Here is a 14,783-nt window from a genome sequence, read left to right as displayed (position 1 = left end):
AAGAAAGGAGCAGGTCCCCCTACTCCTTCCAAGTCGTAGTATAAAAAACATTTCCTCACTCAATATAGCATAATGCACCTTCTTAAGCAAGCATCCGCAAGGCTTTAGAGGTCAAATAACGAGAGTTGGTTCTCATCCGGAAGACCTTCCAGACAACCGAGATTATCCAGCGTTTCGATAATCGACTTCGAGAGTTTCGCCCGTTTTTGCAGATCTTCCTTCGACAGGAATTCACCGCCTTTTCGAGCTTCGACGATTTGTTTCGCCGCGTTCGTCCCAAGACCGGTGACGGCATCGAACGGCGGCAGTAGCGAATCTCCATCAATCAGAAACTCGGAGGCACTCGATTTATACAAATCGACTTTACTGAAGGTAAAGCCCCGTTCAATCATTTCAAGCGCAATTTCAAGCACGGTGTACAGTCCCTTGTCTTTCGCCGTTGCTTCAAATCCTTTATCTTTAATATCCTGCAACACTTTTCGGATCGCTGCCGATCCCTTATTCATCGCCCCGATATCGAAATCACCAGCCCGAACCGTGAAGTAAGAGGCATAGTAATACATTGGATGATGCACCTTGTAATAAGCAATCCGGACGGCCATCAAAACATAGGCCGCGGCATGGGCTTTCGGGAACATGTATTTAATTTTTTTACATGAATCGATGTACCAAAGCGGTACATGATTTTCAATCATCGCCTCTTCCATCTCAATCGAAAGACCTTTCCCTTTACGGACGGATTCCATGATTTTAAAGGCAAGCGACGGTTCAAGACCCGCATAAATCAAGTAGACCATGATATCATCCCGACAACCGATGACGTCTTTCAATTCACATGTTCCGTTATATATCAGTTCACTGGCATTGCCGAGCCAGACATCCGTTCCGTGAGACAGACCGGAAATCTGGACAAGTTCCGAAAAAGTCGTCGGTTTTGTTTCTTCAAGCATCTGCCGGACAAACTTTGTCCCAAACTCTGGAATCCCAAGCGTCCCGGTTTTCGAATCAATCTGTTCCGGTGTCACACCAATCGATTCTGTCGAACTGAAAATCTTCATGACTTCTGCATCGTCAACGGGAATTGTTTTCGGATCGCGTCCCGACAAATCTTGTAGCATCCGGATCATCGTCGGATCATCATGTCCGAGGATATCCAGTTTCAACAAATTATCGTGAATCGAATGGAAATCAAAATGGGTCGTTTTCCATTCGGAACCCATGTCATCCGCAGGAAACTGAATCGGGCTGATATCATAAATGTCCATATAATCTGGCACGACGATGATTCCACCCGGGTGTTGTCCTGTCGTCCGTTTGACACCTGTCACACCACTGACGAGCCGGTCGACTTCGGCATTCCGGTAATTCAAATCATTTTCAGACTGATACCCTTTGACATAGCCGTAAGCCGTTTTCTCGGCAATCGTCCCGATGGTTCCCGCCCGGTACACATAGTCATCGCCAAACAATACTTTCGTATAGGCGTGGGCTTTCGGCTGGTATTCTCCACTGAAGTTCAAATCAATATCCGGTACTTTATCCCCTTTGAATCCAAGGAACGTCTCAAACGGAATATCGTGTCCGTCCTTGATTAACGGAACATCGCATGTCTTACATGTTTTATCCGGTAAGTCGAATCCAGATCCGACTGAACCATCATCAAAAAACTCCGATTCCTTACAATTCGGACAGACGTAATGCGGTGGTAACGGATTGACTTCTGTGATTTCCGTCATCGTCGCGACAAGACTCGACCCGACGGATCCCCGTGATCCGACAAGATATCCATCATCCAGTGATTTTTTAACGAGCTTGTGCGAAATCAGATAAATGACGGCAAATCCGTGTCCGATAATCGACTTGAGTTCTTTTTCCAGTCGGGCTTCGACGATTTCCGGCAACACATCACCGTAAATCTGATGCGCCATATCATACGACAGTGAGCGGACCTCTTCATCCGCGCCTTCAATTTTAGGCGTGAATAAGTCTTTTGGAATGATGTCAATGTTTTCAAACCAGTCAGCGATTTTATGGCTATTGGTAATAACAAGCCGTTCCGACAGATCCGGTCCTAAAAATTTAAAATCACTCATCATTTCCTGCGTCGTCCGGAAATGGGCCGGCGGCAATTGTTTACGCATATTCAGCATATTGGCGCCGCCCTGCGTTCGAATCAACACTTCCCGATACGTCGCGTCATGAGTGTCCAGGTAATGCACATTGCCTGTCGCAACCGGCAAAATATCATTTTCTTCCGCGACCCGGATGACCTTTTTAATCAAATCCCGCAGTTCCAGCTCATTTTGAACGATTTCCCGTTCGATTAAATGACCGTACATCGCAGGCGGTTGAATTTCAATGAAGTCGTAAAAACGCATGACCTTCGCCAAATCTTCATCCGATTTATTGAGGGCGGCATCAAACACTTCCCCGTTGTCACAGGCGGAACCGATGATTAAACCGTCCCGGTGCGCGACGAGTTGCGAACGAGGTGTCCGGACGACCCGGTGGACGTGTTTCGTATGCGCGAGCGAAATCAATTGATACAAGTTTTTCAAACCCGTCCGGTTTTTGGCATAGACCGTCGCATGATACGGACGTGACCGTGAGATATCTTTTCCCATCTCGCGGTTAAGCGAAAGGTGGGTCTTCATGTTAAACATTTCATCCGCCATTTGCAGTAGTTTGAGCATCAAATACCCTGTCGCTTCCGCATCATAAATCGCCCGGTGATGCTGGGTCAATTCAATATCAAATCGTTTCGCAAGCGTATTCAAACGGTGATTTTTGAGACTTGGCATCAGGACACGCGCGAGTTCGAGCGTATCGATGACGGGTAACGTCGATTCCTCATGGTTGCCGGACCGCAACGTTGCATTTAAGAACCCGATATCAAAGGAAGCATTGTGGGCAACGAGAATAGAATCACCCGCCCAGTCCATGAATTCTTTGACGACTTGTTCCGGATCCGGTTTTCCACGGACCATCTCGTCCGTAATCCCCGTTAAATCAATCGTCGTTGCCGACAAAAGATGTTTTGGATCGGCAAATGCTTCGAACTTGTCGATGACGTCTCCATCGTAAATCTTAACAGCAGCTAACTCGATGATTTTGTTATACATAGCAGACAATCCCGTAGTCTCGACGTCAAAGACGACAAACGTTGCTTGTTCCAAGTCTTGGTCGACCGGATGATAGGCGACTTGAACCCCGTCATTGACGACGTTCGCTTCAATCCCGTATAACACCTTGATGTTGTTTTTCTTTCCGGCATAATACGCATCCGGGAAACTTTGCGCCCCGGCGTGATCGGTGATGGCGACTGCCGGGTGCCCCCAGGCAGCAGCCCGCTCCACGTATTTCGTCACGTTCATGACAGCGTCCATCTGACTCATCTGGGAATGGGCATGTAACTCAACCCGTTTCTCACCCGCCCATGGATCGGCCGGCAATTCCATTTTGACTTCGGACAATTGGGCAATCATCATACATAAGTCACGCAAGAACGTATCGAATTCGACACGACCCGCCACTTGAATCCACATGCCTTTTTTGATCGCCGACAAGATTTTGACATCGGTCTCGTCACGGGCAAACATTTTGACGACCAAGGAATCCGTATAGTCGGTCAGTTTAAAGGTAAAGATCGTTTTTCCGCTGCGAAGTTCCCGACTTTCTGCTGCAAAAACAAGTCCCCGGATCGCAATCCGGCGCTCTTCATCTTGAATCGTCTTGATCGGTACCACTTCGTCCTGAATCGGTTTTCCGATCCGGATATCAATTGGTCCTTCATCATCGTCACGGGATTGTTCCCGTTTGAATTGAAGTTCGAGCATCCGTTTTGCTTCATCAATATCTTCCTGTTTGACCTGGTTCCGTAATTCTTCCTGCTCGGTTTGATCCATCTGGACGACCGGTTCACACACAAATTTCGGAAAGCCGTATGCCCCGTATAATAATTGCATTTCACCGCAAAGATCGTTTTTCAAAAATCCGGCTTCCGGTTCACTGCGAACCGGAATAAATAATTTATTGTCCCGGTATTCCGGCAAAACACGGCTTAAATGACTCCGCATCGCTGACGAGGCATCCGCCAAGTCTTCGACGATATACGGCCAATAATCAATAAACAGTTTCGCGTCGGGACGTTGTTCGGATTCAAGCAGTAATTTGACCTCCGCAAACTGTTGGTAACGGCTTTTTAACCGACTGTAAAACATCTGATAAACGTTTTGAGGTAAGACCTGTGCCAGTCGAATATGGAAAGTCCACGTCGCAGTTGCTTTTTGGACCCGTAATTTTTCAAGTGAAGCATCTGTAAAAAACTCTTCGACGATGCCGGTCGGTAATTCTAAATCGCTCATCAAGAGCGACATGCGTTGTTGTGTATCCACTCGCATTTGTGCTGTCGTTGTTGCTTCACACCATGACAGCCACTCCTCCTCCTCTTGCAGATTGCCCAAGGGGCGAATGGGTGTGAGACAAGAAAACAGTCACTTTACGAAAAGTGACCGTTCCCATTACTTATTGTAAACCTTCATACAGCGAACGAACAGCTTCAAGAAGATCTGCTTGTTGAATTTCTTCAGCTTCTCCACCGCGTCGTGCTTTCAGTTCCACGATACCGTCCGGTGCTTTTTTACCGACATTAATTCGGACAGGCAGTCCAATCAAGTCTGCGTCGGCAAATTTGACGCCGGCGCGTTCTTTCCGATCGTCAAAGAGAACTGAGAATCCGGCAGCCGTTAGTTCATGGTAAACCGTTTCTGCCACTTGTAATTGTTCTGCATTTTTACCGTTGACGGCAATCAAATGAACATCAAATGGTGCAATTGCTTTTGGCCAGATGATGCCGCGCTCATCGTAATGTTGCTCGACGACGGCTGACATCGTCCGTGAGACACCGATTCCGTAACAACCCATGATCAACGGTTGGGCTTTCCCGCCTTCATCGAGGAAAGTTGCATTCATGCCCTCTGAATAACGTGTCCCGAGTTTAAAGACTTGTCCGACTTCGATTCCCCGTGCGAACTTGACATGCCCTTGTCCGTCTGGTGAAACGTCACCTTCTTCAACGAATCGTAAATCTGTGTATTCTGCTTCAAAGTCACGGCTTGGATCGACATGCACGTAATGGGTTTCCGACTTGTTCGCACCGCAAACAGCATTCGTTAATGCCCGTACAGCGTAATCCGCGACAACCTTCATGTCAGCCCCAATCGGTCCGAGTGTGCCCGGTGTCGAATGGAGAGCCTGCTCGATTTCCTCATCCGTTGCCATCACGATATCGAGAGCGCCGAGGTAATTCTTCAGTTTAATATCATTGACTTCATGATCACCACGAACGAGCGCCATGACAAGACCTTGTTCCGTTTTGAAGACAACCGTTTTGATTGACTCCTGTTCCGGTAATCCAAGTACTGCGCTGACAGCTTCAATCGTTTTAGCGTCGCCTGTGTGGACTTCTTCCAACGCTTCCGGTGCTTTATCTTGCTTCGTATATTGATCGATTGATTCTGCCATTTCCAAGTTCGCGGCATAATCCGACTGATCAGAATAGACGATCGTATCTTCTCCGATGGCAGCTAACGCATGAAATTCATGTGTTCCGCTTCCGCCGATTGCACCGGAATCAGCAACGACCGGACGGAATTCGAGTCCGACACGTGTGAAGATTTTTGTATAGGCATCAAACATGTTTTGATACTCTTCTTCCAAACTCTCTTGCGTTGAATGGAATGAATACGCATCTTTCATGATGAATTCACGACCACGGAGTAATCCGAACCGTGGACGGCGCTCATCCCGGTACTTCATTTGAATCTGGAACAAGTTGACCGGTAATTTTTTATAGGAGTTCAGCTCATCACGGACGATGGACGTAATCAACTCTTCATGTGTCGCACCCAGCGCAAACCGTCGATCGTGACGGTCAGTCAAACGCATCAGTTCCGGACCGTAAATATCCCAGCGTCCGGTTTCTTCCCATAGTTCTGCAGGTTGAATGGCTGGCATCAACAATTCCTGCGCACCAGCGCCCTCCATTTCTTGACGAATGATCGTCTCGATTTTTGATAGAACACGTTTTGCCAGTGGAAGGTAAGAATAGATTCCAGCTGCATTTTGGCGCATGAACCCTGCCCGTAACAAAAGCTGATGACTGATTGCTTCTGCATCGGATGGTACTTCACGTAAAGTTGGCATAAATAATTTGGATTGTTTCATGTGAGTCGTGAACCCCTTTGACTAATAATTTAAAAGAACTTCTGGATATCGTTCCATGTGACGACTAACATCAAAAGCATCAACAGTGCAAATCCGACAAAATGGACGAGTCCTTCTTTTTGTGGATCGACCGGTTTCCCGCGCAACGCTTCTAAAAATAGGAATAATAATCGGCCACCATCTAAAGCAGGTAGTGGTAACAAGTTGAATACTGCTAAGTTGACTGAAAGTAATGCAGTCCACGTCAGCAACATAGAAAATCCACTGTCTGCGACTTGGTCCGTCATCTTGACGATCCCGACCGGACCGGATAATTGATCGACGCCGACGACACCCGTTACAAGATCTCCGACAGCTCCAACGATTAATGTCGACATCCGCCATGTTTCGGAAACACCTGTCTGTAAAGCTGTTCCAAATGACTTTTCCGTCTCATTCGTCACACCAATGATTCCAACTTTTTGATCACCTTGCTGTTGTACTTTCGGTGTGATGGATGTCGTTTGTTCCTGACCATCTCGTTTATAGACGACCGTCGTTTTTTTTCCGGCCTGATCTTGGAAGCCAGCCCGTAAATCCGTCCATTTATCCGTATCTGTTCCATTGACGGAAACAATCCGGTCTCCTTCGACAAGGCCTGCTTTATCGGCCGGCGATCCTTTTTGCACCGTTCCAATGACACTGTCTCCGGTCGGTGATCCATTATACAATGCTAAGCCGAACAAGATAACAAATGCGAGGACAAAGTTCATTGCCGGACCTGCCGCAATGGCTAGGACACGTTTGAAAACGGATTTTGATCCAAACGTCCGATCGTATGGAGCGATTTGAGTTTTGGTTTGTCCTTCGACAAGAAACGCCGTCTTCGAGACAGGGTAACGTGTCGACACTTCGTCCTGTAAGGCGACGACTTCTAACTTGTGCAACAAATCAATTTTTTCGACGGTTACGACTTGATCTGCTTCCGGACGGGAAGCATCCAAATACATCGTCTCGATGACACCATTACGAAGTCCTAACCCGATTGTTTGACCCGGTTTGACTTCAACGAATTCCGGTTCTTCACCGGCCATTTTGACATATCCACCGATTGGTAACAGGCGGACTGTGTACAACGTCTCATTTTTGAAAAAAGAAAAAATTTTCGGACCAAATCCGATGGCGAATTCACGACAGAGAATTCCTGCCCGTTTTGCCATGACGAGATGACCCCATTCATGCACGGCAACAAGTACACCGAACATCAATACGATTGATATAAAGGTCGTCATTGTTATCCCATCCTTAATTAGCGAGTGAGAGGGACGCAACAAACGCACGGGCCCAGCGATCCGACTCTAAAATCTGGTCCAAAGACGGATCTTCGATGTTTTCATGTGCTTGAAGAGCCGCCTCGACGCTCGCTTCAATTTCTAAAAAGCTGATTTCCCCTTTTAAAAAGCGGTCGACAGCTTGTTCGTTCGCAGCATTGAGCACGGAAGGCATCGATCCACCGGCACGTCCTGCTTCAAACGCAAGACGAAGCAATGGATACCGTTCAAATGAAGCCTCCGCAAAATTCAGGCGTCCGATTTGTTTTAAGTTTAACCGTTCTCCCCCTTTGATTTCAAGGCGGGACGGATATGTAAGGGCATATTGAATCGGTTCTCGCATGTCCGGCATCCCGAGCTGCGCCATAACCGCACCATCATTAAATTCAACCATCGAATGAATGATTGATTCCCGGTGGAGGACGACATCGATTTCATCGTACGTGACATCAAACAACCAGTGCGCTTCGATGACTTCAAATCCTTTATTCATCATCGTCGCCGAATCAATCGTAATTTTAGCACCCATCGACCAGTTCGGATGGTTTAGCGCCTGCTCCACCGTCACGTTCGCCAACTGTTCCCGTGTTTGATCACGGAAACTGCCGCCGGATGCGGTTAAAATGATTTGTCGGACGTCTTGGCGGCGTTCGCCATTCAGACATTGGAAAATCGCGGCATGTTCACTGTCAACTGGAAGAATAGCGACACCTTTTTCACGCGCTTTTTTCATGACGAGGTGTCCGGCTGTCACAAGTGTTTCTTTGTTGGCAAGTCCAATCGATTTGCCTGCTTCAATGGCGGCAAGGGTAGGACGAAGTCCGACTGCACCAACGACGGCTGTAATAACGATATCCGCTTGTTCTGCTGTCGCAACAGCAATCAATCCTTCTTCCCCGACGAGCACGGTTGGCGCGTAATCGAGAACAGCTTCGAGTTGATCTTTTACTGTCTCGTCTAAGACAGCTACCAACTCCGGACGTAAACGATTCAGCCAAGGTAAGGCAACCTCGATGTTTTTCCCAAACGCAAAGCTGACCAGTTGGAAACGATCCGGATTTGCTGCGATGACATCTAACGTTTGGGTACCAATCGATCCAGTTCCCCCAATGATACTAACCTGTTTCATCCTTTCTCCTCCTTATCCGAATATATCGAGTACAATCAGAACGGTAAACACAATGATCATACTGTCGAACCGGTCAAGAATCCCACCGTGTCCGGGTAATAACGCTCCGGAATCTTTTACGCCATAATGACGTTTATACGCTGACTGGACTAAATCCCCCAGTTGACCGACTACGGCAACGATCAGTGCCAGTAGGATGACAGTTCCAACGCCGACCGTCGGGTGAATCAGTTCAAACACGACTCCGAGTACAATCGCAAGAACAACACCACCGAGCGCTCCTTCAACTGTTTTATTGGGGCTGATTGCTGGCCACAATTTCGTTTTCCCAAAACTTTTTCCAATGAAATAAGCACCCGAATCCGTAAACCAAATCAGTAAAATAATCAGTAAGGAAAACGTCAAGCCGTTTTCAAGCAGACGAATGTACGTAAACGATGCAAAGCCTACTCCGACATAGACTGCAGTCAACAGCAGAAAGGCCACATCGTCAAAGGTAAATACGTTTTTGGAGAACACTGTCCAAAATAAACCGATCAAGACAATTAACATTCCCCATGCAATCGGAGTCAGTCCGAGTGACAGCGACTGTTCGCTCGCCTGTTCATACAAACCGATGAACGGAAGTAAGGTTCCCGCTCCAAACAACAGGACCGGAAGTGACTTGAACGACAATTGCCGCATTTTAATCAGTTCGGTATACCCGATGATTGTCAAAATTGCCATGAAAGCAAGGAATGGGAGTCCTCCTAGATAAAGCAATACTAAAAAGATGGCACCTGCCCATAGTCCTGTAATAATTCGTGTTTTCATAAGATATGTCCTCGTTTAGTCAGACCCCGCCAAAACGACGTGTCCGTTGATTATAGTCTTCAATCGCCGCTAAGAACTGGTCACGCCGGAACTCGGGCCATAAGACATCCGTAAAGTAAAATTCGGCATAGGCAGCCTGCCATAATAAAAAGTTGGAAAGTCGTTGTTCCCCACTCGTACGAATGACGAGATCGACATCTGTCATCGAACCTGTCATTAATTCTTGTTCAATGACTTCATTCGTAATCATGTCAGGTTGTAACACACCGGCCTGCACTTTTTCAGCAATTTTTTGCATCACTTGAACGATTTCATCCCGTCCTCCGTAATTGAGGGCAAAAATCAATCGAAGTCCTGTATTGTCCGCTGTATCTGTTTTAGCTTGTTGGACGGCTTCCCGTGTGTAAACCGGCAGACGCGAAATTTCTCCCGCCACTTCGACTTTGACGTTCCGTTCATTCAAATCTTTAAGATCCGACTCTAAAAATTGTGCCGGTAGTTTCATCAGGAAACTGACTTCTTCTTCAGGACGCGTCCAATTTTCGGTTGAAAAAGCATATAACGTCAAACTTTTCACACCTAATTCGTTTGCCGTCCGAACAACTTCCCGGACCGATTTCATCCCTTCACGATGTCCCATGATACGGGGAAGGCCTCGTTTTTTTGCCCAACGCCCGTTTCCATCCATAATAATCGCAATGTGTTCAGGAACTTGTTGTTCAATTACTTCTTTCGTCTGATTTAACCATTGAAACATTTACTTCTTCCTCCCCTCGTTTAGTTTAAGAAGAAAGGGACTCTTCGTGTGACAAAGAGTCCCCAACCTGACAATATTACGTGTCATACTTCCATAATTTCTTGTTCTTTATCCGTAGCTGTTTGATCAAGTACTTTAACGAATTTATCCGTTAATGTTTGAACGTCTTCTGTGTAGCCGCGTAGATCATCTTCAGTCAACGCACCGTCTTTTTCTTGTTTTTTCAGTTGTTCGTTCGTATCACGACGGATGTTCCGAAGGGCAACTTTTCCTTCTTCCGTGTACTTTTTGACAAGTTTCACGAGTTCTTTCCGACGATCTTCTGTCAATGGTGGAATTGCTAAGCGAATGACTGTCCCGTCCGAAGAAGGAGCGAGTCCCAAGTCTGCACGTTGAATCGCCTTTTCGATTTCTGTCACCATCGATTTATCCCACGGTGTAATCAAAATCAAACGCGCTTCCGGTGTGTTGACGTTTGCGACTTGATTGAGTGGTGTCGGTGAACCATAGTAGTCCACTTGCACCGGATCAAGGATTGATACGTTTGCACGTCCTGCACGTAACGTCGCAAGTTCTTTTTTTAATGACAGATGGGCTTTCTCCATCCGCTCTTCTGCTTGTTTCATAATTGCTTGTGACATGTTATTTCCCCCTTACAAGTGTCCCGATTTCATCACCGATGACAACTCGTTTAATGTTTCCTTCTTCCATCAACGAGAAGACGATGAGCGGGATGTCATTGTCCATACAAAGTGATGTTGCAGTTGAATCCATGACTTGAAGACCATCTTTAAGCACATCCAAGTAAGATAATGTCTCAAATTTCTTCGCATCTGGATCAACATTTGGATCAGCCGAATAGACGCCATCGACGTTGTTTTTCGCCATTAAGATGACTTCTGCCTCGATTTCAGCTGCCCGAAGCGCTGCTGTCGTATCTGTTGAGAAATATGGATTCCCTGTTCCGGCTGCAAAGATGACAACCCGTCCTTTTTCAAGATGACGCATTGCCCGGCGGCGGATGTATGGTTCAGCGACTTGTCGCATTTCAATCGACGTCTGAACACGTGTTTCGACACCAACAGATTCCAGGCTATCTTGTAAAGCAAGCGAGTTCATGACGGTCGCAAGCATTCCCATATAATCGGCATTTGCCCGGTCCATCCCAAGCTCCGCTCCCGTCTTACCGCGCCAAATGTTTCCTGCACCTACGACGACCGCGACTTCTACGTTCAATTCGACTAATTCTTTAATCTGATTCGAAATCGAATTGACAATCCCAGGATGAATTCCGAACCCTTGATCTCCTGCGAGCGCTTCTCCGCTCAATTTTAACACAATCCGGTTATATTTCGGTTGCATGACTATGTCCCCCTTGCTAAATTCCGTAAAAAAGGAACACGACCCACTTCCACACGAAAGTGGATTGAAGCATACGTGTTCCTTCTCTTGTCATCAGGAAATCCTGATTCTTATTTTTTAAGTTGGTTCATTACTTCTTCAGCGAAGTTTTCTTCACGTTTCTCCATACCTTCTCCAACTTCGAAGCGTACGAATGAAACGATTTTTCCGCCTTTAGATTCTACATATTTACCAACTTTGAAGTCTGGATCTTTGACGAATGTTTGGTCAACGAGGCAGATTTCTTCGTAGAATTTGTTCATGCGACCAGCAATCATTTTTTCAACGATGTTAGCAGGTTTGCCTTCGTTGAGTGCTTGCTCTGTAAGAACTTTTTCTTCACGTGCTTTTTCTTCTTCTGTGACAGAAGAACGGTCGACGTAAAGTGGGCGCGCTGCAGCGATGTGCATTGCGATATCTTTTGCAACGGCTTCATCTGTTGTGCCTTCGACGACGACGACAGAACCGATACGTCCACCCATGTGGAGGTAAGAACCGAATGCTGCGTTGTCTTCTTTAGCGAAGAGAGCTACACGACGGAGTGAGATTTTCTCTCCGATTGTTGATGCTTCTTCTGAGATGTATGTGTCGATCGTTTTTCCTGCTTCGTATTCAGAAGCAAGTGCTGCTTCAGCCGTTTCAGAACCATTGCGGAGTACTGCGTCTGCAATGTTTTGAACGAGTGTTTGGAAACGTTCGTTTTTCGCAACGAAGTCTGTTTCCGAGTTGATTTCAACAAGTGCCGCTTTGTTTCCGTTAACTGCGACAGCCGTCAAACCTTCTGCTGCAATTCGGTCGCCTTTAGCTGCTGCCTTAGCGATTCCTTTTTCACGCAAGAAGTCGATTGCTGCGTTCATGTCTCCATCAGCTTCGACGAGTGCTTTTTTGCAGTCAAGCATCCCTGCACCAGTTTTTTCACGAAGTTCTTTTACCATAGCTGCTGTAATAGCCATTCGATATTCCTCCTTATAACGTCCTTATTTTCAAAAAAAAGGTGATAAAAGGTCAATTCCCTTTATCACCTGGCATCACGAATTACTCAGCGTCTGCTACTACTTCTTCAGTAGTTTCAGGTGCTACGTTATCTTCGCCTTGTTTAACTTCGAGGATTGCGTCAGCCATTTTACCAGTAAGCAATTTGACTGCACGGATCGCATCGTCGTTTGCTGGGATGACGTAGTCGATTTCGTCCGGATCACAGTTTGTGTCAACGATCGCAACGATTGGGATGTTGAGTTTGTGTGCTTCTGCAATCGCGATACGCTCTTTGCGTGGGTCAACGATGAAGAGTGCATCTGGAACGCCTGGCATATCTTTGATACCGCCGAGGAATTTCTCAAGACGAGTCATTTCTTTTTTAAGAATGATGACTTCTTTTTTAGGAAGAACTTCGAATGTACCGTTCTCTTCCATTTTTTCGAGTTGTTTTAAACGGTTGATACGTTTTTTGATTGTCGAGAAGTTCGTGAGTGTTCCACCTAACCAACGTTCGTTGATGAAGTATTGACCAGCACGGATCGCTTCTTCTTTCACAGTGTCTTGAGCTTGTTTTTTCGTACCAACGAAAAGAACGTTTCCGCCTTCAGACGCTACTTCACGGATGAAGTTGTAAGCTTCGTCTACTTTTTTAACCGTTTTTTGTAGGTCAATGATGTAGATTCCGTTACGTTCTGTGAAGATGTATTTTGCCATTTTTGGGTTCCAACGGCGTGTTTGGTGACCGAAGTGTACACCAGCTTCTAACAATTGTTTCATCGAGATTACTGCCATGATGAATTCCTCCTTTTGGGTTTTGGATGTCCTCCGCGATGATCGTTGTTCCAGCTAACCTATTAAAGGCACCGCAGCCGGCGATACATGCGTGCGTAATTAACACCGTAGACTAATATAGCATAAAGTTTAGCGCCGGGCAACCTTCGTTTTCCGAGAAAGTTTAGCAATCAATGCCACTTCTCCTGCTCCACGATTCAGCGAACGTGCCAATTGATCTAAATCAGCACCTTTGTCGAGTTGATCTTTCACATCTAACAGAGGAGATTCTTCCCCCCGGTCGTCCGGTTTATCTTCTTTTGAAGGCACTTTTACCGGTTCAGATAAATGATCAGGTCGCTCTGATTCTTCTGCTGCAACGACCTCACCTTTCCATTCTTGTTGGACAGTAGCCGACGGGCGGGATATTTCCTCCCCGTCCGTCAACTCATTCACCTGTTGCATGAATTGTAACAGAATTTCTTCCGTTTCCTGCTTCTGTCGTTCAAGATGTGTGACGCGGTCCTTCAAGAGCGCTTGTTGTTTAAATAATAATAAAAGACCGTAGCAAATGAGTGCTGCTAATAAAATATAAAAAAGTGTCATGGTATGTCCTTTCACATCGCGACGCGGTCAGAAAGATAGGCACTCCCTAACGCTTGTTTCAGTTTCCGAAGCGCTTTCGAATGAATCTGTGAAATTCGTGAAGTGGATAGGCCGAGTACTTCCCCGATTTCCGTCAATGTCAGTTCTTCAAAGTAAAAGAGCGACACGACATATTGTTCCTTCTCGGACAACTGCTCCACTTCTTCCGCAAGTTTTGAAATCAGCTCCCGCATCAAAAGCGTATCCTCAGGTGTCGCTGCGTCCGGATCCAGATAGGAAACAGCCATCGATTTCCCTTCGTCTTGAAGCGTTACTGCTTCATCGATCGATAGAATATTCGCAAAATAGCTCTCAGCCAGTGCCGTCTTGACTTCTTCCGGATTCATATCAACAATCGACGAAACTTCATCAATCGTCGGTGTCCGTTGAAGACTCTGTTCTAAAATCTCGACAGCGGCTTCGACCCGCTTCGATTTTTCTCGTAACGAACGGGGTAGCCAGTCAATCTTCCGTAATCCGTCCAAAATGGCACCACGAATACGAAATGCCGCATACGTATCGAATTTATTGTTGTGATTTTGATCAAACTTTTGAAGGGCATCATACAACCCCATCATCCCAAGACTTTTTAATTCATCACGATCGACACTTTTCGGAAGTGTCGCGCTGAGACGCTGAACGTGGTATTGCACAAGAGGTTCATAATTTTGCAGTAACCGGTCAGCTACTGCTATATCACGCGTCGACAGCCACTGATTCCAAAGTTGTTGTAATTCCTCACGCATGACCATTC

The 14,783-nt window shown here is 46.4% G+C and carries 12 protein-coding genes; all 12 read right to left on the bottom strand.

Annotation, left to right across the window (positions count from 1 at the left end; all coding sequences use genetic code 11):
* Positions 1-104: 104 nt before the first annotated feature.
* Positions 105-4,400 carry a PolC-type DNA polymerase III gene (locus MUN34_RS04700; RefSeq protein WP_247856963.1) on the bottom strand — a complete coding sequence of 1,432 codons (4,296 nt, stop codon included), beginning with the start codon at positions 4,398-4,400 and terminating at the stop codon, positions 105-107.
* A 124-nt stretch (positions 4,401-4,524) separates the two neighbouring features.
* A complete protein-coding gene (locus MUN34_RS04695; protein ID WP_247856962.1) occupies positions 4,525-6,225 on the bottom strand; it encodes a proline--tRNA ligase in 1,701 nt (566 codons plus the stop codon).
* A 29-nt stretch (positions 6,226-6,254) separates the two neighbouring features.
* Positions 6,255-7,496 carry an RIP metalloprotease RseP gene (rseP, locus tag MUN34_RS04690; RefSeq protein WP_026828038.1) on the bottom strand — a complete coding sequence of 414 codons (1,242 nt, stop codon included), beginning with the start codon at positions 7,494-7,496 and terminating at the stop codon, positions 6,255-6,257.
* Between the two features lie 13 nt (positions 7,497-7,509).
* On the bottom strand, positions 7,510-8,664 hold the full coding sequence (locus tag MUN34_RS04685; RefSeq protein ID WP_247856961.1) for a 1-deoxy-D-xylulose-5-phosphate reductoisomerase: 1,155 nt from the start codon (positions 8,662-8,664) through the stop codon (positions 7,510-7,512).
* A gap of 12 nt (positions 8,665-8,676) precedes the next feature.
* Positions 8,677-9,477 (bottom strand): phosphatidate cytidylyltransferase, encoded by an 801-nt coding sequence (locus MUN34_RS04680; RefSeq protein WP_247856960.1) that lies wholly within the window; start codon positions 9,475-9,477, stop codon positions 8,677-8,679.
* A gap of 19 nt (positions 9,478-9,496) precedes the next feature.
* The gene (locus MUN34_RS04675) at positions 9,497-10,234 is read right to left on the bottom strand and encodes an isoprenyl transferase (protein WP_247856959.1); all 738 of its coding nucleotides are present in this window, start codon (positions 10,232-10,234) and stop codon (positions 9,497-9,499) included.
* Between the two features lie 83 nt (positions 10,235-10,317).
* Entirely contained in the window at positions 10,318-10,875 is a 558-nt protein-coding gene (gene frr / locus MUN34_RS04670; protein WP_026828034.1) for a ribosome recycling factor, read from the bottom strand.
* Position 10,876: 1 nt separating this feature from the next.
* Positions 10,877-11,596, bottom strand: coding sequence for a UMP kinase (gene pyrH, locus MUN34_RS04665; RefSeq protein ID WP_026828033.1), 720 nt, complete (start codon positions 11,594-11,596; stop codon positions 10,877-10,879).
* Between the two features lie 110 nt (positions 11,597-11,706).
* Positions 11,707-12,588: a translation elongation factor Ts gene (gene tsf / locus MUN34_RS04660; RefSeq protein WP_026828032.1), complete on the bottom strand. Its 882-nt coding sequence runs from the start codon at positions 12,586-12,588 to the stop codon at positions 11,707-11,709.
* Between the two features lie 82 nt (positions 12,589-12,670).
* A complete protein-coding gene (gene rpsB / locus MUN34_RS04655; RefSeq protein ID WP_012370721.1) occupies positions 12,671-13,405 on the bottom strand; it encodes a 30S ribosomal protein S2 in 735 nt (244 codons plus the stop codon).
* 129 nt (positions 13,406-13,534) lie between these two features.
* Positions 13,535-13,990, bottom strand: coding sequence for a hypothetical protein (locus MUN34_RS04650; protein WP_247856958.1), 456 nt, complete (start codon positions 13,988-13,990; stop codon positions 13,535-13,537).
* Positions 13,991-14,001: 11 nt separating this feature from the next.
* Positions 14,002-14,775 (bottom strand): FliA/WhiG family RNA polymerase sigma factor, encoded by a 774-nt coding sequence (locus tag MUN34_RS04645; RefSeq protein ID WP_026828030.1) that lies wholly within the window; start codon positions 14,773-14,775, stop codon positions 14,002-14,004.
* Positions 14,776-14,783 lie beyond the last annotated feature (8 nt).

The organism is Exiguobacterium sp. 17-1 (assembly GCF_023096305.1).
Taxonomy (GTDB): Bacteria; Bacillota; Bacilli; order Exiguobacteriales; family Exiguobacteriaceae; genus Exiguobacterium_A; species Exiguobacterium_A sibiricum_A.
The sequence above is the reverse complement of the archived record's forward strand: the minus strand, read 5'-3'. Positions and strand labels throughout refer to the sequence as shown.

What these genes read in the sequence shown, in the direction of transcription:
- MUN34_RS04685 (WP_247856961.1), bottom strand. Translation starts at nt 8,664, where the DNA reads ATGAAACAGGTTAGTATCATTGGGGGAACTGGATCGATTGGTACCCAA.
- rseP (WP_026828038.1), bottom strand. Translation starts at nt 7,496, where the DNA reads ATGACGACCTTTATATCAATCGTATTGATGTTCGGTGTACTTGTTGCC.
- MUN34_RS04680 (WP_247856960.1), bottom strand. Translation starts at nt 9,477, where the DNA reads ATGAAAACACGAATTATTACAGGACTATGGGCAGGTGCCATCTTTTTA.
- MUN34_RS04695 (WP_247856962.1), bottom strand. Translation starts at nt 6,225, where the DNA reads ATGAAACAATCCAAATTATTTATGCCAACTTTACGTGAAGTACCATCC.
- MUN34_RS04645 (WP_026828030.1), bottom strand. Translation starts at nt 14,775, where the DNA reads ATGCGTGAGGAATTACAACAACTTTGGAATCAGTGGCTGTCGACGCGT.
- frr (WP_026828034.1), bottom strand. Translation starts at nt 10,875, where the DNA reads ATGTCACAAGCAATTATGAAACAAGCAGAAGAGCGGATGGAGAAAGCC.
- tsf (WP_026828032.1), bottom strand. Translation starts at nt 12,588, where the DNA reads ATGGCTATTACAGCAGCTATGGTAAAAGAACTTCGTGAAAAAACTGGT.
- rpsB (WP_012370721.1), bottom strand. Translation starts at nt 13,405, where the DNA reads ATGGCAGTAATCTCGATGAAACAATTGTTAGAAGCTGGTGTACACTTC.
- MUN34_RS04700 (WP_247856963.1), bottom strand. Translation starts at nt 4,400, where the DNA reads ATGCGAGTGGATACACAACAACGCATGTCGCTCTTGATGAGCGATTTA.
- MUN34_RS04675 (WP_247856959.1), bottom strand. Translation starts at nt 10,234, where the DNA reads ATGTTTCAATGGTTAAATCAGACGAAAGAAGTAATTGAACAACAAGTT.
- pyrH (WP_026828033.1), bottom strand. Translation starts at nt 11,596, where the DNA reads ATGCAACCGAAATATAACCGGATTGTGTTAAAATTGAGCGGAGAAGCG.
- MUN34_RS04650 (WP_247856958.1), bottom strand. Translation starts at nt 13,990, where the DNA reads ATGACACTTTTTTATATTTTATTAGCAGCACTCATTTGCTACGGTCTT.